Genomic DNA, 18,679 nt, shown 5'->3' on the forward strand with positions numbered 1-18,679 from the left:
CCGGACCCCCGCCATGACATGATCGGCGGTGCCCTGCCGAGGTTTTTCGGTTCGCAAGCCAGCTTTGCTGGCTTGCATTCTCACTTCCCCATCAACTTCCTCCGACGTGGAGAGTTGCGCGCGCGGCATTGGATGCACGCCGGCTTTTCCGGCGTGCGAAAACCCTTGAGCCTGGGCCACAAAAGTCGGCCCATCTCTCCGGCAAAAGTGCAATGGTGGGGTCTGGGGAGGCCTGAAGGCCTCCCCAGCGGGGATACAAAAGGGGCAGGGCCCCTTTTGACTCTTGCTTGTGCGCACGCCGTCGTCGCGATGCCTTCGGCCTCGCTCGGGGCGTGCGCGGGGGCGGAGCCCCTTTCTTTCTTTCTTCAGAGGGAGATTTCATCAATGTCGGGTCCCTGTCTGGCCGGTTTGCGGGTGTTGGATCTCAGCCAGTATTTGCCGGGTCCGTTTGCGACGTTGATGTTGGTGGATTTCGGGGCTGAGGTGGTGAAGGTGGAGCCGCCGGCGGGCGATCCCATGCGCGGTCTTGAGCCCATCGGGGCGGATGGCGAGGGCTTGTCGTGGCGGGCGGTGAACGGCGGCAAGACGGTGGTGCGGCTGGATTTGAAGGACCCGGCGGATCAGGATCGTCTGGCCCGGCTGGTCGAGCGGGCCGATGTGCTGCTGGAGAGTTTCCGCCCCGGGGTGATGGCGCGCCTGGGCTTTGCGGCCGAGCGGCTGGCCGAGCTCAATCCGCGCCTGGTTCACTGCGCGTTGACCGGCTGGGGTTATACGGGGCCGCGGTCGAAGGCGGCGGGGCACGAGATCGGCTATGCGGCGGCGGCCGGGGCGCTGGACTATCAGGGTCCGGCGGCGGCGCCGTGCGCCAGTTTTCCGCCGGTGGGGGACATGGTGGCGGGGTTGTCGGCGGCGCTGGCCATTCTGGCGGCGGTGTTGCGGGCGCGGGCCGAGGGGCAGGGGGCGTTTCTCGACTGTTCCATATTCGAGAGCGTCCTGGCCTTGCAGTTCTATCCCCAGACATTGGCCCTCAACGGCCCGTTGGGGCGCGAGGAAAGCGTGCTCAACGGCGGGGCGGCGTGCTACCGCGTCTATCGCGCGGCGGACGGGCGGTTCGTCAGCCTGGGGGCGCTGGAGGCCAAGTTCTGGGCCGCCTTCTGCCGCGCCGTGGGGCGCGAGGATTGGGTCGCCCGGCAGGCCGAGCCGATGCCTCAAACTGATCTGATTGGCGAGGTGGCCGATCTTTTCGCGGCCCATCCCCTGGCCCACTGGCAGGCGGTTCTGGCCGAGGCCGACTGCTGTTTCGAGCCGCTGCTGACCCCGGAGGAAGTGCGCCGCGACCCGCATGTGGTGGCGCGTGGGCTGGTCCATGGCGGCGACGCGCCCGGCGGCGCGGTGGAGGTGGCTGCCCCGGTGCTGATCGACGGCGCCCCGCCGCCCCGCCGCGCCGCCCCGCGCGAATGCCCGGCCGAGGCGGTGCTGGCGGCGTGGGGGTGAGTCGCGGCCTGCTTCGCCCTGCCTGAGCGTCTTACCGGGCGGCCTGCTCCTCCAGCGGGTCGAGCCACAATTCGGCGCGCTCGACGGGGACGCCCTCGGGCAGGGTGGGGTTGTCCAGCTCGATGACCCGCCGCGCCTCGATGTTCAACTGCTTGAGAAGGCCGCCGAAGGTGTCGCGCCACCGGGCGTGGTAGGTGCCGTCGGCGATCAGCGCTTCCATGCCGTCTTCCAGGCGCTGGGCCAGGGCCTCGTGGTTGGGCGAGACGTAGAAGAACAGGGGCAGCGGGGCGCGGATCAACAGCGCCTGCTCGACCGTGAGATTGGGCAGCCGGGGGCCGTGGGTTTCGAACTCGGGCAGGATTTCCAGCACCCCGCGCGAGAAGTAGTCGAAGCGCCCGGCGGCCAGCATGTCGAACAGCAGCTCGTAATTGTCCAGCGAGGCCGAGACCACCGGCAGGTCGTTGTGCTGGAACACCTTGGCGATGCCCCAGTCGGCCAGCAGCCCGGCGCGGAATTGCCGCAGGTCCTGAAGGTTTTCCACCTTCGCGAAGGCGTCCTGGCTTTCGGCGCGGATCAGCGACACCCGGTAGCCGAGCAGGCCGCGAAAGACCGGGATGCGCACCGACGGGAACTGGTCGTCCAGCGCCTTGTCGGCCGGGGCGACGGCCACGTTGAGCTGTTCGCCGGCCAGCAGCAGGTTGATCACCCGGTTGCGCGACAGCCGCTGGGGGTTGAGCTCCAGCCGCCCGGGACCGTGGGCCGCTTCGGTGCGCGCCAGGGCGAGGCGCAGGATGTCGTGCAGGAAGGCGTCGCGGCTGTCGTCCTGCGATTGCGGCCCGGGAAAGCGGACCACGGTTTCGGCCGTTGCCGGGGCCAGCAGGGTGGAGCCGGCGATCAGGCAGGCGGCCAGCACGGTGACAAGGAACGGTGCGCGCACAGGGTCTCTCCTTCCCAATGACGATCCCGGCGTCTTCCCAAGGGGACGCCCATGATTTTGGCGCGGATGGTAGCCCGTGGCGGCGCGGGTGGGAAGGGTGGGTATGCGCCTAAAGGTGGTGCTCGGCCTCGATCAGGCGCACCCCGGCGTCCTTCAGCGCTTGATGGGCCTGGGCCAGCGAGCCGTTGACGTCGATGGCCCGGCAGGCGGCCTCGACCAGGCCCACCGAGAAGCCCAGCCGCATCCCGTCGACCGCCGAGTCCTTGACGCAGAAATCGGTCGCCAGACCGACCATCACCAACTCGGTGATGCCGCGCTCCTTCAGCGCGCCGGCCAGCCCGGTCGGCGTTTCGTGGTCGTTTTCGAGGAAGGCGGAGTAGCTGTCGATGTCGCGCCTGAAACCCTTGCGCACGATCAACTCGGCCCGGGTGGTGTCGAGATCGGGGTGGAAGGCGGCGCCCTCGGTGCCCTGCACGCAGTGGTCGGGCCACAGCACCTGGGGGCCATAGGGCATCTCGGTCAGGCTCATCGGCTCGGCCCCCGGGTGGCTGGAGGCGAACGAGGCGTGGCCCGGCGGGTGCCAGTCCTGGGTCAGGATGACGTGGGGGAAGGCCGGCATCAGGCGGTTGATCAGCGGCACCACGGCATCGCCGTCGGGCACGGCGAGGGCGCCGCCGGGGCAGAAGTCGTTCTGCACGTCGATCACCACAAGGGCGCTGGTCATGGGTCCTCTCTCCCGTTCCGGTCTCGCGGTGGCGGCCAGCCTACACCGGTTTGACCGCCAGTTCGCGGGGGAAATGGACCAGACACTCGGCCCCGGTCTCGGTGATCAGCACGCTTTCGCTGATCTCGATCCCCCAGTCGTCGGTCCAATAGCCGGGCATGACGTGCAGCGCCATGCCGGCCTGCAGCTCGGTGCGGTCGCCGGGGCGCAGGCTGATCGTGCCCTCGCCCCAGTCGGGGGGGTAGTTGAGGCCGATGGAGTAGCCCATGCGGCTGTCCTTCTCGATGCCATGCGGGCGCACCACCTTCTGCCACGCGGCGACCACCTCCTCGGCGGCGACCCCGGGGCGGATGGTGTCGATGGCGGTCTCCAGGGCCTCGACCAGCACCTCGGCGACGTGGGCGAGGCGCGGGATCGGCTCGCCCAGCAGCACGGTGCGGGCCAACGGACAGTGGTAGCGCCGCCGGCAGCCGGCCAGCTCCAGGATGGTCGCCTCGTTCTCGCGGAAGGAGGCGTCGCTCCAGGTCAGGTGGGGGGTGTTGGTGCCCCGGCCCGAGGGCAGCATGGGGACGATCGCCGGGTAGTCGCCGCCGAAGTCGTTGGTGCCGGCGATCTGGGCCTGGAAGATGGCGGCGCTGGCGTCGCACTGGCGCACCCCCACGGCGACCTTGGCGATGCCGCTGGCCATGGCCAGCTCGGCCAGCCGCCCGGCCTCGCGCAGGTAGGCGATCTCGGCCGGGCTCTTGATCAGGCGGATCCAGTTGACCAGCCGGGTGGCGTCGACCGTCTCGGCATCGGGCAGGGCGGCGGTGAGCGCGGCGTGGGCCTTGGCCGAGTACTGGAAGCTGTCCATCTCCACCCCGATGCGCCCCTTGGTCAGGCCGCGCGCCGCCAGCTCCTGGGCCATGAACTGAAGGGCATGGGCCTCGGGGTTGTGCACGTAGGTGTCGGGGTAGGGGACGATCATGCCGTCCGGCAGATAGGTGGTCAGGCGGGCCGCGTTGGCATCCATGCCGCGGCCCATCCAGATCGGCCAGGGCTCGGCCAGGGCCACCGCCACCGCCTGCGGCACGTAGAACGACCAGCCGTCATAGCCGGTCAGGTAGCCCATGTTGGCCGGATCGGTGACGATCAGAAGATCGAGCCCCCGGGCCTCCATGGCGTGCCGGGTGGCGACCACCCGGGCGTTGTACTCGTCCTTGCTGAAGGCGGGGCCGAAGGCGGGGTCCATGGGCGTGGCTTTCGCGGCTTGGGGAGTGTGGAGGGCGAAGGGGTCAGGTCCGGCGACGGTTGGCGCGCATCCCGGCCAGGGCGTTGCCGCCCACCGCCGCGACCACCAGGAGGCCGCCGGCCAGGGCCAGCCAGGTGGGTGTCTCGCCCACCCCGAGCCAGGTCCACAAGGGGCCGAGCAGGGTCTCCACCAGGGCCAGCAGGGCCACCTCGGCGGCCGGCACGTGGCGTGCCCCGGCAAAGAACAGGCCCAGCCCGATGGGCGTCAGGACCAGCCCGATCAGGGCCAGGATGGGCCAGTCGGCGGCCGGGATGGTGGCCGGCTGGGCCCCCAGCAGCAGGGCCAGCGGCACCGCCAGGGTGGCGCCCAGGGCCAGGGCCGGGGTCATGTCGACGTCCTTGGCGTGGCGCAGCACCACCAGATTGAGGCCGTAGACCAGCGACAGCAAGAGGCCGTAGAGATTGCCCGACAGACCAACCCCGCCCACGCCGTCGCCGACGATGACGACCACCCCGACAAAGGCGGCGGCGATGGCCACCCAGGTCCGCCGGCGCACCGCCTCGCCGATCAAAAGGCGCCCGAGCAGGGCCGCCGACAGCGGCATCAGGGCCAGCATGAACAGGGTGTTGGCCACCGTGGTGTTGAGGATCGACAGGGTGAACAGGATGTTGCCCCAGGCCACGATGGCCGCCGAGGCCAGGCCCGGCCAGCCGATCCGGCGCACCGCCCGGGGCAGGGCGCGGCGGTGGCGGGCCGCCAGCCAGCCCCACAGGGCCAGCCCCATGAACAGGCTGCGGGCGAAGGCCGCCTCCAGCGGCGCGGTGCCCTCGAGCAGGCGCATCATCAGGCCGTCGGGGCTGATCACCACCATCCCGGCGACCGAGAGGGCAATGCCCCGGGCATAGCCGCCGGCGGACACGGTACGCGGGCCTTGGTCGGATCGCCGGGGGTCAGTCGCCAGGGCGGTCGTCGGCGATGATCTCGTCCAGCACCTCGCGGTAGAGGCGGTTGATCACCTCCTCCAGCTCCGGGTCCTCCTTCATCATCTCGTCGATGGCTTCCTGCGCCTTGCCGGCCTCCAGGGTGTGGAAGGTGGACTTGGCGAGGAACTCCTCGATCGTCATCTCCGTTTCGTGGGCCTTCAGCTTTTCCTGATCGAAGTGGTGCTTGGCAAGCATGGTGATCCAGTGTTTCAGCGCGGCTTCGGCGGGCATCGGGAAGGCTCCGGGGATGGGGACGGATGATGGTGGCGGACGCGATGAATAAGTCGAACGGATACCACAGTCGCCCCAGGCGGCCAAGTCGGGGGTGTCTCGCCGGGGTGTCTCGCCGTTTGGCGTCGGATGGGCGAGAGCAGATCGTGCGAAATGTGAATCGCGGAGCGCTTCAGATTTCGCACGAACTGTTCTCGTTTTTCGCTCTCGGCGCTAGAATGATCCACCTCGGGCACCGGCGGGCGCCCCGCCTGCCGCGGCCCCCGCCCACCGAGCCACCAGCGCCATGATCGACCTGCTCGTTGATCCCTCTGTCTGGGCCAGCTTCCTCGCCCTGTCGGCGCTGGAGATCGTGCTCGGCATCGACAACGTCATCTTCCTGTCGATCGTCGCCGGCCGGCTGCCGCCGGCCCGTCAGGCCAGCGCCCGGCGCATCGGCCTGCTGCTGGCTCTGGTCATGCGGGTGATTTTCCTGCTGGCCATCAGCTGGATCATCGGCCTGACCCAGGCCGCCTTCGAGGTCTTCGGCCATGCCGTGTCGTGGCGCGACCTGGTGCTGATCGCCGGCGGGCTGTTTCTGCTCGTCAAGGGCACCCTGGAGATCCACGCCAGTGTGGAGGGCGGGAACGGGGAGGGCGGGACCCACGCCAGCCCGACCCAGGCCGCCGCCGGGGCCGGCTTTGCCCTGGTGGTGGCGCAGATCGTCATGCTCGACCTCGTGTTTTCCATCGACTCGGTGGTCACCGCCGTGGGCATGGTGCCGCATGTGGAGGTGATGATCGCCGCCGTGGTGGTTGCCATCGCCGTGATGATGGCCGCCGCCGAGCCGGTCAGCCGCTTCATCGAGGCCCACCCGACGGTGAAGATGCTGGCCCTGGCCTTCCTGCTGCTGGTCGGCGTGGCCCTGGTCGCCGACGGCCTGCACTTCCACATTCCGCGCGGCTACATCTACTTCGCCATCGCCTTCTCGGCCGGTGTCGAGGGGCTCAACCTGCTGGCCCGGCGGCGCCGCGAACGGGCCGGCGGAAAGGGTTAGGCCTTCAGCTTCCAGCCCTTGCGGATCAGCCAGTAGGTCAGCCCGGCAAGCACCAGATTGGTTCCCCCGACCACGATCACCGACAGCCCGGGCAAGGCGTCGTCGTGGCCGATGAAGCCATAGCGGAAGCCGTCGATCATGTAGAAGAACGGGTTGAAGTGGGCGATGAACTGCACGTTCTCGGGCAGCCGGTCGAGCGAATAGAAGGTGCCCGAAAGGAACGACAGCGGGGTGATCAGGAAGTTGGTCACCGCCGCCAGATGGTCGAACTTGTCGGCCCAGATGCCGGCCAGCATGCCGAGCAGCGAGAGCATCAGCGAGGCCCCCACGGCATGGAACAGGATCATCCCCACGTCATGGATGTGCACGGTCACGAACAGGCTCATCGCCAGCCCGACCGCCAGGCCGACCAGCAGCCCCCGGGTCACCCCGGCGGCGCCATAGGCCAGGGTCAGCTCCAGCGGCGAGATGGGCGGCATCAGCACGTCGATGATGCTGCCCTGCACCTTGCTGATGATGATCGAGCTCGAGGTGTTGGCGAAGGCGTTCTGCACCATCGCCATCATCATCAGGCCGGGCGCCAGGAACTCCATGAACGGCACCCCGCCCTGGGTCTGCACGGCGCGGCCCAGGGCCAGGGCGAAAATCGACAGGAACAGAAGGGTGGTCACCAGCGGCGCCCCGATGGTCTGCAGATAGACCTTCACGAAGCGGCGCACCTCCTTGAGGTACAGCTCCCACAGGCCGCGCCAGTTGACCGCGCCAATGGTGCGGGGGACGGGGGGCTGGACGGCGGACATGGAACGACTCTCCGGTTGGGCGCGGAACAGGGCCGGCAAGGGAAATGGTGACTGGGAAATGGTGACTGGGGGATTGAGAATGCGAAGAGGCTCATGTAGGCCGAAATCATGGCGAAGAAAACCCCACCCGACCGCCCACCCAACCACCCTCCCGGCCGCCCACCCCGCCGCCCACCCCGCCCCCTGACCCCGGAGCGCCTGGAGAAATCCGCCCTGGCCTACCTCGAGCGCTACGCCAGCTCGGCCGAGAACCTGCGCCGCGTGCTGATGCGCAAGGTGGCCCGGGTGGCCCGCCACCACCCGACCGACCCCGACCAGGCGGCCGAGTGGATCGACGCCCTGGTCGCCCGCTACCTCAAGGCCGGCCTGCTCGACGATCAGACCTACGCCGAAGGCCGCGCCCGCAGCCTGACCCGCCAGGGCGCCTCGGCCCGGCGCATCGCCGCCACCCTGGCCGCCAAGGGCGTCGAGCGCGACCACATCGACGCCGCCCTGGCCAGCCGCGACGACGGCGAGGACGCCGCCGAAGCCGACCGCGCCGCCGCCTTCACCTACGCCCGCCGGCGCCGCCTCGGACCCTACCGGGCGCCCGACAAGCGGGCCGAACACCGCCACAAGGACCTCGCCGCCCTGGCCCGCCAAGGCTTCTCCAGCGACACCGCCCACGCGGTGATCGACGCCGATCCGGAAGAGTGAAAAAGGGGCGCTGCCCCTTTGAAACCCCGCCGGGGGGACAGGGTCCCCCCGGACCCCGCCATTTCGTAGGCGTGGGGCGAAAACGATGCGTTGAACGCAGGCAGGGGTTGGTTGCAGGCCAGCTTTGCTGGCCTGCGAAAACAAACCGCTCTCCAGGACACACGGCCCGGGACGGTGTCGAAGAATCGAAATGGCGGGGTCTGGGGACCCCCTGGGTCCCCAGCGGGGCATGGGGCGGCGCCCCATCAAGCCGCCGCAAGGCGGCTTTTACAGTTGGCACCCCAGGCCCCTTCGCAAAGCATCTTGTCAAAAATCGGTCGCGGGTTTATCTATCCTCCACACGCTTTTTCGAAATGCCCCTCGGGGCCGGGAAGGTGGGTCCCCCGGGGCCCGCTTTTTTTGTTTTACCCTCACGCCGTCGACACGTATGGACATCGCCTCAAGCCCGCTCGAACACCGCCTGGCCGAGATTGTCGGCCCCACCCTTCAGGGGATGGGGTTTGATCTGGTGCGGGTGCAGATGCAGGGGGGCAGTGGCAACCGCAAGGTGTTGCAGGTGATGTGCGAGCGCCAGGGCGCCACCGGCTTGCAGGGTCAGGTGTCGGTCGACGACTGCGCCGACATCAGCCGGGCGCTGTCGGCGGTGCTGGATGTGGCCGACCCCATCGACGAGGCGTTCGTGCTCGAAGTCAGCTCGCCGGGGTTGGATCGGCCGCTCACCCGGCGCGCCGATTTCGACCGTTTCGCCGGCCGCGAGGTGCGTCTGGAGACGGCCTTCACGGTCGCGGGGCGGCGCCGTTTCAAGGGGGTCCTCAAGGGTCTGGCGCAGACCGACGATGGCCCCATGGTGGCGCTCGATGCCGACGACGGTCTGGCCGTGTCGCTGCCTTTGGAAAGCCTCATCAAGGCCAAGCTGGTGATCACCGACGCCGTCATCGCCGAGGCGCTGAAGGGCGAGCCCGACTCCGACCCCGCCTCCTCTTCCTCCGACTGAACCTTCTTCAAGGAATGCCGTAAAGATGAGCAGCAAGACCACCGGCATGGTCCGCCCCGAACTGGTCCAGGTGGCCGACACCGTGGCCCGCGACAAGAGCATCGACCGCGAGGAGGTGTTCATCGCCATGGAGCAGTCGATCCAGAAGGCGGGTCGCTCGCGCTATGGCCATGAGCACGACATCCGGGCGACCATCGACCGGCGCACCGGCGAGATCCGCATGGCCCGCTACATCGAGGTGGTGGAGAGCGCCGAGGAGGTCGAGGACGAGGCGACCCAGATGCCGCTGGCCAAGGCGCGGCGCAAGCAGCCCGAGATCGAGGTCGGGCAGTATCTGGTCGATCCGCTGCCGCCCATCGATTTCGGGCGCATCGCCGCCCAGACCGCCAAGCAGGTGCTGGTCCAGCAGGTCCGCGACGCCGAGCGCAAGCGCCAGTTCGAGGAATACAAGGGCCGCATCGGCGAGGTGGTGAACGGCCTCGTCAAGCGGGTCGAGTTCGGCAACGTGGTGGTCGACCTGGGCCGCGCCGAGGCATTGCTGCGGCGCGACGAGGTGATCCCGCGCGAGCACTTCAACAACGGCGACCGCATCCGGGCCTACATCATGGACGTGCGCGAGGAACCGCGCGGCCCGCAGATCTTCCTGTCGCGCAGCCACCCCAACTTCATGGCCCAGCTGTTCGCCCAGGAAGTGCCGGAAATCTATGACGGCATCATCGAGATCCGCGCCGTCGCCCGCGACCCGGGCAGCCGGGCCAAGATCGCGGTGATCAGCAACGACAGCTCGATCGACCCGGTGGGCGCCTGTGTCGGCATGCGCGGCTCGCGCGTGCAGGCGGTGGTCGCCGAGTTGCAGGGCGAGAAGATCGACATCATCCCCTGGTCGATGGACACCGCCACCTTTGTGGTCAACGCCCTGGCCCCGGCCGAGGTGAGCAAGGTGGTGCTGGACGAGGAAGCCCAGCGCATCGAGGTGGTGGTGCCCGACGAGCAGCTCTCCCTGGCCATCGGCCGGCGCGGCCAGAACGTGCGGCTGGCCAGCCAGTTGACCGGCTGGGACATCGACATCCTGACCGAGGAGCAGGAGAGCGAGCGCCGCCAGGAGGAATTCCGCAGCCGCTCGGCGATGTTCATCGAGGCGCTCGACGTGGACGACGTGATCGCCCACCTGCTGGTCGCCGAGGGCTTCGCCAAGCCGGAAGAGGTGGCCTATGTCGACCTCTCCGAGCTGACCGGCATCGAGGGCTTCGATGACGACATCGCCGAGGAGCTTCAGAACCGTGCCCTGGTGTGGCTCGACGAGCAGTCGCGCCTGCTCGAGGAGCGGGGCGCCGAACTGGGCGTCGCCGAGGACCTGAAAACGGCCGAGGGGCTGACCCCGCAGATGATCCTCAAACTGGCCGAGCAGGGCGTGAAGACGCTCGACGATCTGGCCGATCTGGCCAGCGACGAACTGGTCGAGATCCTGGGCGGCGAGTTGATGGACGAGGGCGAGGCCAACAAGGTGATCATGGCTGCCCGGGCCCACTGGTTCCCGGACGAGGCGGCGGATGAGGCCGCCGATGACGCGGCCACCGCCGAGCCGGCCGGGGAGGCGGGCTGAGGTCGCGGCCGCAAAGGCGGGGGGCGGCGGGATGAGCCGATCCCAGGACAGCAACCGCGCGACCCCGCCCGACCCCTCGGGCGATCTGGGGGCGGTGCGCGACGGCGTCGTGCGGGGGATGGCCGAGGGCCGCGACCCGGAGCGGCGCTGCATCGTCAGCCGGCAGCGCCGGCCGCAGTCGGCGATGATCCGCTTCGTCTTGGATCCGTCCGATCGGGTGGTGGCTGATCTGGCGGCAACCCTGCCCGGGCGTGGTTTGTGGTTGAGCGCCAGCCGCGATGTGATAGAAACGGCCACCAGGAAGCGCCTGTTCCACAAGGCCGCCCGGCGCCCGGTGACGGTGCCCGACGATCTGGCGGCGGGAATCGAGCGCGCCCTGGCCCGTCGCTGCCAGGAACTGCTGGGGCTGGCCCGTCGGGCCGGACAGGCGGTGGCCGGGCACGACAAGGTCCGCGCCTGGTTGGACTCGGAGCCGGTGGCCCTGCTGCTGAGCGCCCGTGACGGCTCCGCCGCCGAGTGCGAGCGAATGGCTCGGGCAGCGGCCGGCAAGGCGCCTCAGGCGGCCCGGGTGGCCCTGCTCGACGGGGCCGAACTGGGCCAGCCGCTGGGTTGGCCGCGGGCGGTGCATGTGGCGGTGCGGGCCGGTGGCCTGGCTCGCCGATTGACGGTGGAGACCTCCCGCTTGGCCGGTTTCAGGGCCCCGCCGGACGTGTCCGGGGCGGGGCCGACGGTCGTTGCCGGGTCGGAAAACGCCGGGTCGGAAAACGCCGGGTCGGAAAACGCCGGGTCGGAAGCCGCCGGGTAGGATATGGGCGCCGGTTGAACGGTGCCTGACCCGCCCGGTTGGCCGATGGCGCCGTGTTCCCCCGGCGCCACGGAGTTGATGGTTCGGTCCCCCGGATGGTGGACCGGCAACGTTGGTTGGAGAGAAAGACGACGCATGTCCGACGATACCAAGAGCAAGACTCCCCTCTCCCTGTCCTCGCGCGGCAAGCTTGAGCTGAAGCGGGCGGTGGAGTCCGGGTCGGTGCGTCAGAGCTTCTCCCACGGCCGCTCCAAGATGGTGCAGGTCGAGGTGCGCAAGAAGAAGCGTACCGGGGCGCCAGCCCAGGACAGCGCGCCGCCCAAGGTGGACGTGACGACCCGCGCCGCCGAGGCCGCCGAGGCCGAGCGCCAGGCCGCCGAGGCCCTGCGCCAGGGCGAGGCCGAGGGCAACCTCACCACCGAGGAGCGCTCGCACCGTCTGCAGGCCCTTCAGGCGGCCAAGAAGGCGGCCGAGGAAGCGGCCCGCCTGCAGGCCGAGGAAGAGGCCCGCCGGGCCGCCGAGGAAGCCGAGCGGGCGGCCGAGGAAGCGGCCCGTGCCGCCGAGGAGGCGGCGCGCGCCGCGGCCGAGCCGGCGGTCGAGGAGACCGCCGAGGCGGCCTCCGAAGCCGCGCCCGAGGCGCCGGCCGAAACCCCGGCTGAAGCCCCGGCCGAGGCACCGGCCGAGAGCCGGCCCGAGCAGGCTGGGGCGACCGAGGAAGCCGCCGAGTCGGCCGAGCCGGAGCACAAGCCGCGTCAGATCGTTTCCGCCTCGCGCATCGTCGAGACGCCGCGTCGCACCGAGGAGGATGACGAGGCGGACTCGCGCAAGGCCGGCAAGGCGGCGCCCAAGCTGGCGCCCAGCCGCAAGGGCGAGCCGCGCCGCCGCTCCGGCAAGCTGACCATCGCCGCCGCGCTGGATGGCGACGAGCGCACCGAGCGCGGTCGCTCGGTGGCCGCCATGCGTCGGGCCCAGCAGAAGGAGCGGCGCAAGCAGCAGCAGTTCCAGGGCGGCGAGCGGGTCGTGCGCGAGGTGATCATCCCGGAGACGGTCACCGTGCAGGAGCTGGCCAACCGCATGGCCGAGCGCGGCGCCAACGTCATCAAGGCGCTGATGAAGATGGGCGTGATGGCGACCATCACCCAGAGCATCGACGCCGACACCGCCGAGCTGGTGGTCGAGGAATTCGGCCACAAGGCCAAGCGGGTCGCCGATTCCGACATCGAGATCGGGCTGGTGGCGCCGCAGGACGATGCCGACAAGCTGACCTCGCGGGCCCCGGTGGTCACCGTCATGGGCCACGTCGACCACGGCAAGACCTCGCTCCTGGACGCCCTGCGCCAGACCGACGTGGTTTCTGGCGAGGCCGGCGGCATCACCCAGCACATCGGTGCCTATCAGGTCACCCGGCCGTCGGGGCAGAAGATCACCTTCATCGATACCCCGGGCCACGCCGCCTTCACCGCCATGCGGGCGCGTGGCGCCAAGGTCACCGACATCGTCATTCTGGTGGTCGCCGCCGATGACGGCATCATGCCGCAGACGGTGGAGGCGATCCGCCACGCCAAGGCGGCCGAGGTGCCGATCGTGGTCGCCGTCAACAAGATCGACAAGCCGGACGCCGACCCCAACCGGGTGCGCACCGAGTTGCTCAACCACGACATCCAGGTCGAGGAGATGGGCGGCGAGGTGCTCTCGGTGGAGGTCTCGGCCAAGCAGAAGCTGAACCTGGACAAGCTGGAGGAGGCCATCCTCCTGCAATCCGAACTGCTCGACCTCAAGGCCAACCCCGAGCGCAGTGCCGAGGGCACGGTGATCGAGGCCAAGATGGAGAAGGGGCGCGGCTCCATCGCCACCATCCTGGTCACCCGGGGCACCCTTCGGGTCGGCGACGTCTTCGTGGCCGGCAAGGAGTGGGGCCGCGTGCGGGCCATGGTCGATGAGCGCGGCCAGCGGATCGACGAGGCCGGGCCGGCGGTGCCGGTCGAGGTGCTGGGCTTCGCCGGCACCCCGGACGCCGGCGACGACTTCGTGGTGGTCGAGGACGAGGCCCGGGCCCGCGAGGTGGCCGAGTACCGCCAGCGCAAGGAGCGCGAGGCCCTGGCCGTGAAGAGCGCCCGCGGCGGCTCGTCCATGGAGCAGCTGTTCGCCGCCATCCAGGCCGGCGAGACCAAGGAACTGCCGGTGGTCATCAAGGCCGACGTGCAGGGCTCGGCCGAGGCCTTGGTCGGCACCCTGGAAAAGCTGGGCACCGACGAGGTCAAGGTGCGGGTGCTGCACAGCGCCGTCGGCGGCATCAACGAATCCGACGTGACGCTGGCCAAGGCCAGCAACGCGCTGATCATCGGCTTCAACGTGCGCGCCAACCCGCAGGCCCGCGATCTGGCCCGCCGCGATGGCGTCGACATCCGCTACTACTCGATCATCTACGACGTCGCCGACGACATGAAGCAGGCCCTGACCGGCATGCTGTCGCCGACCTTCAAGGAGAGCTTCCTGGGCTACGCCCAGATCCGCGAGGTGTTCTCCATCACCAAGGTCGGCAAGGTGGCCGGCTGCATGGTCACCGAGGGCCAGATCAAGCGCGGCTGCAAGGTCCGCCTGCTGCGCGACGACGTGGTCATCCACGAGGGCGACCTGGGCCAGCTCAAGCGCTTCAAGGATGATGTGAAGGAGGTGAAGGAGGGCTACGAGTGCGGCATGTCCTTCGCCAACTACCATGACATCCAGGTGGGCGACATGATCGAGTGCTTCGAGATGGAGCAGATCGCGGCCCAGCTTTAACGGCCCCTGGTCTGTCGCGCCGCCTGCCCCGCGCCGGGCGCCCCTGACGACCAGGGGCGGGCCCGGCGCGGCCCTGCGAGGGTCCCCCGCCCCGCAAGCCGAGGCGGGGAGGGCGCCTTTCCCGCCCCCCCCAGGTTCCTGAGCCAGGTTCCCGAGCCAAGTTCCTGACAAGCCCCCGACGTAACGCCATGAGCCGACACCGACCCGCCCGTGCCCCCTCCAACCGCCAGCTCAAGGTGGGCGAGGAGCTGCGTCACGCCCTGGCCTGGGTGCTGGAACGCGGCGATCTGGCCGACCCCGGTCTGGCCCAGACCCCGGTCACCGTGACCGAGGTCAGGGCCAGCCCCGACCTCAGGCAGGCCACCGTGTTCGTGGTGCCGCTGGGCGGCGGCGATGCGACCGAGGTGCTGGCCGCCCTGAAACGGGCCCGCCCCCTGCTGCGTCACGAGATCGCCCGGCGGGTGGTCCTGAAATACGTCCCCGATCTCAGCTTCGCCGCCGACACCTCGTTCGACACCGCGGCCCACATCGACCACCTGCTGCACCGCCCGGAGGTGGCCCGCGACCTGGATGGCGCCCCCCTCAAGGCGGACGACGAGCCCGATGGCGCGTAAGCGGCGCGGGCGTCCGGTTCACGGCTGGCTGGTCATCGATAAGCCGACCGGCATGACCTCGACCCAGGTGGTGGGCAGGGTGCGCCGGGCGCTGGATGCCCAGAAGGCGGGCCACGGCGGCACCCTCGACCCGCTGGCCACCGGCCTGCTGCCGATCGCCCTGGGCGAGGCGACCAAGACCGTGTCCTATGTCATGGATGGCGCCAAGGCCTACCGGGTGACGGCCCGCTTCGGCATCGCCACCGACAGCGACGACGCCGAGGGGGCCCCCGTCGAGGAACACCCCCACCGCCCGGACGACGCCGCCATCCGGGCCGCCCTGCCGGCCTTCCTGGGCACTATCGATCAGGTGCCGCCGGTCTATTCGGCGATCAAGGTGGACGGCCAGCGGGCCTACGACCTAGCCCGCCGCGACGCCGCCGTGGACCTGACGCCGCGCCCGGTGCGCGTCGATGCCTTCGACCTCGTCGCGCGGCCCGACCCCGATCACGCCAGCTTCACCATCGCCTGCGGCAAGGGGACCTATGTGCGGGCCCTGGTGCGCGATCTGGCCCGTGCCCTGGGCACGGTGGCGCATGTCACCGCGCTGCGCCGCACCCGCTGTGGCCCGTTCACCGAGGCGACGGCGATTTCGCTGGAAATGCTGGACCAAGTGGGTCATAGTCCGGCGGCCTTCGAGCATCTGTTGTCGGTTGAGGCGGCGCTGGACGACATCCCGGCCCTCTCGGTTGCCGACAACGACGCCAGGCGCCTTTCCAGCGGCCAGTCGGTCTCGCTTTCGACCGTTCTTCCCGGCGGTGCGATGGGGGCGGAGATTTCTCCCCCGCCGCCCGAGGGAAGCACGGTTTCGGTTCTTTGTTCCGGTCGTCTGGTCGCCCTGGCCCGGCGCGCCGGCGGCGAGATCCGGCCAATCCGCGTCATCAACCTCTGAGGCGACCGCGAATCCACGGCGCCCCGGACAGACAGGAGCAGTCGTTACCCGATGTCGATCACGCCCGAACGCAAGCAGGAACTGATCCAGGAATACGCCACCGCCGAAGGGGACACCGGCTCGCCGGAGGTCCAGGTGGCGATCCTCTCCGAACGCATCCGCAACCTGACCGAACACCTGAAGACGCACCACAAGGACACCCACTCGCGGCGCGGTCTTCTGATCATGGTCGGCCAGCGGCGGCGCCTGCTGGACTATCTGAAGAAGAAGAGCCAGCCGCGCTACGCCACCCTGATCGAGCGCCTTGGCCTGCGTCGCTGAGCCGCCGATGTGAACCATCCCCAAAAGGGGCGACGCCCGTTTTTGCCGCGTCGCCCCTTTTCGGCATTTGTCGGGGTGGGCTTTCGGCCGCCCCGCCCGTTCTCCAGACAGTTTCCGCGTCCCACGCCCCGGCGCCATTGCCTTGGGTGCCCTTGGAAGGGCGGGGCGCTGGTTTGAAACAGCCGGTGGGGAAGGATCAAGACCGGCAAGGACGGGGCAATCCGGCACCCGTCCGAACACCAATAAGGAATGACCTCAATGTCGATGTTCACCGTCGCCCGCAAACAGATTGAATGGGGCGGCCGCACGCTGACCCTGGAAAGCGGCAAGATCGCCCGCCAGGCCGACGGCGCGGTGCTCGCCACCTACGGCGAGACCACCGTGCTGGCCACCGTGGTCGGCGCCAAGAGCGCCAAGCCCGGGCAGGACTTCTTCCCGCTGTCGGTGCACTACCAGGAAAAGACGTTCGCCGCCGGCAAGATCCCGGGCGGCTTCTTCAAGCGCGAAGGCCGCCCGACCGAGAAGGAGGTGCTGACCTCGCGCCTGATCGACCGGCCGATCCGCCCGCTGTTCGTGAAGGGCTTCAAGAACGAGGTGCAGGTCATCTGCACCGTCTTGAGCCACGACATGGAAAACGACCCGGACATGGTGGCCATGGTCGCCGCCTCGGCGGCGCTGACCATCTCCGGCCTGCCCTTCCTCGGCCCCATCGCCGGCTGTCGCGTTGGCTACATGGAGGGTGAGTACATCCTCAATCCGCTGCTCGCCGAGATGCCGTCGAGCGAGCTGGATCTGGTGGTGGCCGGCACCACCGAGGGCGTGCTGATGGTCGAATCGGAAGCCCACGAGCTGTCCGAGGAGATCATGCTGGGCGCCGTCGTGTACGGCCACGAGGCTTGCCAGCCGGTGATCGAGGCGATCATCGAGTTGGCCGAGCTGTGCGCCAAGGAGCCCTGGGACCTGCCCCCGGAAGCCCCCGAACTGGCCGAGCTGAAGACCACCCTGGCCCCGCTGGCCGAGGACTTCGCCGCCGCCTACAAGCTGACCGTCAAGCAGGACCGCGTCGCGGCGCTGGACGCCGCCCGGGCCAAGGGCATGGAGCTGGTCGGCGACGACGAGGCCAAGCGCCAGCTCGCCCAGGGCGTGATGAAGGGCATGGAGTCCGACATCGTGCGCGGCGGCATTCTCGAAACCGGCCAGCGCATCGACGGCCGCGACCTGAAGACGGTGCGTCCGATCGCCGCCGAGGTGGGCTTGCTGCCCCGGGCCCATGGCTCGGCGCTGTTCACCCGCGGCGAGACCCAGGCCCTGGTGGTCGCCACCCTGGGCACCGGCCAGGACGAGCAGATCGTCGACGCCCTGGCCGGCGAGTACCGCGAGAACTTCATGCTGCACTACAACTTCCCGCCCTACTCGGTGGGCGAGGCGGGCCGCATGGGCTCGCCGGGGCGGCGCGAGATCGGCCACGGCAAGCTGGCCTGGCGGGCCATCCGCCCGATGCTGCCGACCAAGGAAGCCTTCCCCTACACCATGCGCGTGGTTTCCGAGATCACCGAGTCCAACGGCTCCTCGTCGATGGCCACGGTGTGCGGCACCTCGCTGTCGCTGATGGACGCCGGGGTGCCGCTGGCCCGTCCGGTGGCTGGCATCGCCATGGGCCTGATCAAGGAAGGCGAGCGCTTCGCGGTGCTGTCGGACATCCTGGGTGACGAGGATCACCTGGGCGACATGGACTTCAAGGTGGCCGGCACCGCCGAGGGCGTCACCTCGCTGCAGATGGACATCAAGATCACCTCGATCACCAAGGAGATCATGGATGTCGCCCTGAACCAGGCGCGCGACGGCCGCCTGCACATCCTGGGCGAGATGGCCAAGGGCCTGGGCGCGGCGCGCGAGACGGTGTCGAACAACGCCCCGCGCATCGTCGGCTTCAAGATCGACCCCGGCAAGATCCGCGACGTGATCGGCTCCGGCGGCAAGGTGATCCGCGAAATCTGCGAGGTCACCGGCTGCAAGGTGGACGTCGATGACGACGGCTCGATCAAGATCGCCAGCGTCGACGCCGACGCCATCGAGAAGGCCCGCGAGTGGATCGAGGGCATCGTCGCCGAGCCGGAAATGGACAAGATCTACAACGGCAAGGTGGTGAAGGTGGTCGACTTCGGCGCCTTCGTGAACTTCCTCGGCAAGCGCGACGGTCTGGTCCACATCTCCGAACTGGCCCCGGAGCGGGTCAAGGAAGTGGGCGACGTGGTCAGCGAGGGCGATCAGGTCAAGGTCAAGGTGATCGGCTTCGACAACCGCGGCAAGGTCAAGCTGTCGATGAAGCAGGTCAACCAGGAAACCGGCGAGCCGGCCGAGGACTGATCGCGGCGCCCCGCCGCGTCGCCTGGGCGCCTCGCCTGGGCGCGGCGCGACGGGGGCCCGTCCATACTGAATACGGATCGCACACCCCCCGGGCGGTTGCCCGGGGGGTGTTGGCGCGTGTCTGAATAAAG

At 69.5% G+C, this 18,679-nt stretch carries 17 protein-coding genes; 11 read left to right on the forward strand and 6 right to left on the reverse strand.

From position 1 onward, the window contains the following. Positions 1 to 384: 384 nt before the first annotated feature. Positions 385 to 1,494 carry a CaiB/BaiF CoA transferase family protein gene (locus tag BLR95_RS10580; protein WP_092619549.1) on the forward strand — a complete coding sequence of 370 codons (1,110 nt, stop codon included), beginning with the start codon at positions 385 to 387 and terminating at the stop codon, positions 1,492 to 1,494. A 31-nt stretch (positions 1,495 to 1,525) separates the two neighbouring features. Here the strand turns inward: BLR95_RS10580 and BLR95_RS10585 are convergent, their stop codons facing one another. From BLR95_RS10585 to BLR95_RS10605, 5 genes are all read right to left on the reverse strand, one after another. Continuing rightward, a complete protein-coding gene (locus tag BLR95_RS10585) occupies positions 1,526 to 2,431 on the reverse strand; it encodes a type 2 periplasmic-binding domain-containing protein (RefSeq protein WP_092619552.1) in 906 nt (301 codons plus the stop codon). A gap of 109 nt (positions 2,432 to 2,540) precedes the next feature. Continuing rightward, positions 2,541 to 3,155: a bifunctional nicotinamidase/pyrazinamidase gene (pncA, locus tag BLR95_RS10590; protein WP_092619555.1), complete on the reverse strand. Its 615-nt coding sequence runs from the start codon at positions 3,153 to 3,155 to the stop codon at positions 2,541 to 2,543. 40 nt (positions 3,156 to 3,195) lie between these two features. After that, positions 3,196 to 4,386, reverse strand: coding sequence for a M24 family metallopeptidase (locus BLR95_RS10595; protein WP_092619558.1), 1,191 nt, complete (start codon positions 4,384 to 4,386; stop codon positions 3,196 to 3,198). A gap of 43 nt (positions 4,387 to 4,429) precedes the next feature. Continuing rightward, positions 4,430 to 5,305, reverse strand: coding sequence for a DMT family transporter (locus tag BLR95_RS10600; RefSeq protein WP_092619561.1), 876 nt, complete (start codon positions 5,303 to 5,305; stop codon positions 4,430 to 4,432). A 31-nt stretch (positions 5,306 to 5,336) separates the two neighbouring features. Further along, positions 5,337 to 5,600 carry a hypothetical protein gene (locus BLR95_RS10605; protein WP_092619564.1) on the reverse strand — a complete coding sequence of 88 codons (264 nt, stop codon included), beginning with the start codon at positions 5,598 to 5,600 and terminating at the stop codon, positions 5,337 to 5,339. Positions 5,601 to 5,886: 286 nt separating this feature from the next. Here BLR95_RS10605 and BLR95_RS10610 point away from each other — a divergent pair, with 286 nt between their 5' ends. Then, the gene (locus BLR95_RS10610) at positions 5,887 to 6,636 is read left to right on the forward strand and encodes a TerC family protein (protein WP_092619567.1); all 750 of its coding nucleotides are present in this window, start codon (positions 5,887 to 5,889) and stop codon (positions 6,634 to 6,636) included. Here the strand turns inward: BLR95_RS10610 and BLR95_RS10615 are convergent. After that, a complete protein-coding gene (locus tag BLR95_RS10615) occupies positions 6,633 to 7,436 on the reverse strand; it encodes an ABC transporter permease (protein WP_092619570.1) in 804 nt (267 codons plus the stop codon). The two genes, BLR95_RS10610 and BLR95_RS10615, sit on opposite strands and share 4 nt — an antisense overlap. 108 nt (positions 7,437 to 7,544) lie before the next feature. On the opposite strand from BLR95_RS10615, the gene BLR95_RS10620 reads away from it, so the two are divergent. The 9 genes from BLR95_RS10620 to pnp all read left to right on the forward strand — a co-directional run bounded on the left by BLR95_RS10620 (position 7,545) and on the right by pnp (position 18,548). Continuing rightward, positions 7,545 to 8,132 carry a regulatory protein RecX gene (locus tag BLR95_RS10620; protein WP_092619572.1) on the forward strand — a complete coding sequence of 196 codons (588 nt, stop codon included), beginning with the start codon at positions 7,545 to 7,547 and terminating at the stop codon, positions 8,130 to 8,132. Between the two features lie 427 nt (positions 8,133 to 8,559). After that, the gene (gene rimP / locus BLR95_RS10625; protein WP_092619575.1) at positions 8,560 to 9,126 is read left to right on the forward strand and encodes a ribosome maturation factor RimP; all 567 of its coding nucleotides are present in this window, start codon (positions 8,560 to 8,562) and stop codon (positions 9,124 to 9,126) included. A 25-nt stretch (positions 9,127 to 9,151) separates the two neighbouring features. Next, complete coding sequence (gene nusA / locus BLR95_RS10630) at positions 9,152 to 10,729, forward strand: transcription termination factor NusA (protein ID WP_245689440.1); 1,578 nt, start codon at positions 9,152 to 9,154, stop codon at positions 10,727 to 10,729. 31 nt (positions 10,730 to 10,760) lie between these two features. Then, positions 10,761 to 11,534: an RNA-binding protein gene (locus BLR95_RS10635; RefSeq protein ID WP_245689441.1), complete on the forward strand. Its 774-nt coding sequence runs from the start codon at positions 10,761 to 10,763 to the stop codon at positions 11,532 to 11,534. Positions 11,535 to 11,669: 135 nt separating this feature from the next. Continuing rightward, positions 11,670 to 14,315, forward strand: coding sequence for a translation initiation factor IF-2 (infB, locus tag BLR95_RS10640; RefSeq protein WP_092619578.1), 2,646 nt, complete (start codon positions 11,670 to 11,672; stop codon positions 14,313 to 14,315). 188 nt (positions 14,316 to 14,503) lie between these two features. Further along, positions 14,504 to 14,929, forward strand: coding sequence for a 30S ribosome-binding factor RbfA (gene rbfA, locus BLR95_RS10645; protein WP_092619581.1), 426 nt, complete (start codon positions 14,504 to 14,506; stop codon positions 14,927 to 14,929). Continuing rightward, the gene (truB, locus tag BLR95_RS10650) at positions 14,919 to 15,860 is read left to right on the forward strand and encodes a tRNA pseudouridine(55) synthase TruB (RefSeq protein WP_092619584.1); all 942 of its coding nucleotides are present in this window, start codon (positions 14,919 to 14,921) and stop codon (positions 15,858 to 15,860) included. Before rbfA ends, truB begins: the two co-directional genes overlap by 11 nt. Before the next feature lie 51 nt (positions 15,861 to 15,911). Continuing rightward, entirely contained in the window at positions 15,912 to 16,181 is a 270-nt protein-coding gene (gene rpsO / locus BLR95_RS10655) for a 30S ribosomal protein S15 (RefSeq protein WP_092619587.1), read from the forward strand. 258 nt (positions 16,182 to 16,439) lie between these two features. Continuing rightward, positions 16,440 to 18,548: a polyribonucleotide nucleotidyltransferase gene (pnp, locus tag BLR95_RS10660; RefSeq protein WP_092619590.1), complete on the forward strand. Its 2,109-nt coding sequence runs from the start codon at positions 16,440 to 16,442 to the stop codon at positions 18,546 to 18,548. Positions 18,549 to 18,679: the final 131 nt, after the last annotated feature.

It is taken from the genome of Roseospirillum parvum (genome assembly GCF_900100455.1).
In the GTDB taxonomy this organism is placed as follows: domain Bacteria; phylum Pseudomonadota; class Alphaproteobacteria; order Rhodospirillales; family Rhodospirillaceae; genus Roseospirillum; species Roseospirillum parvum.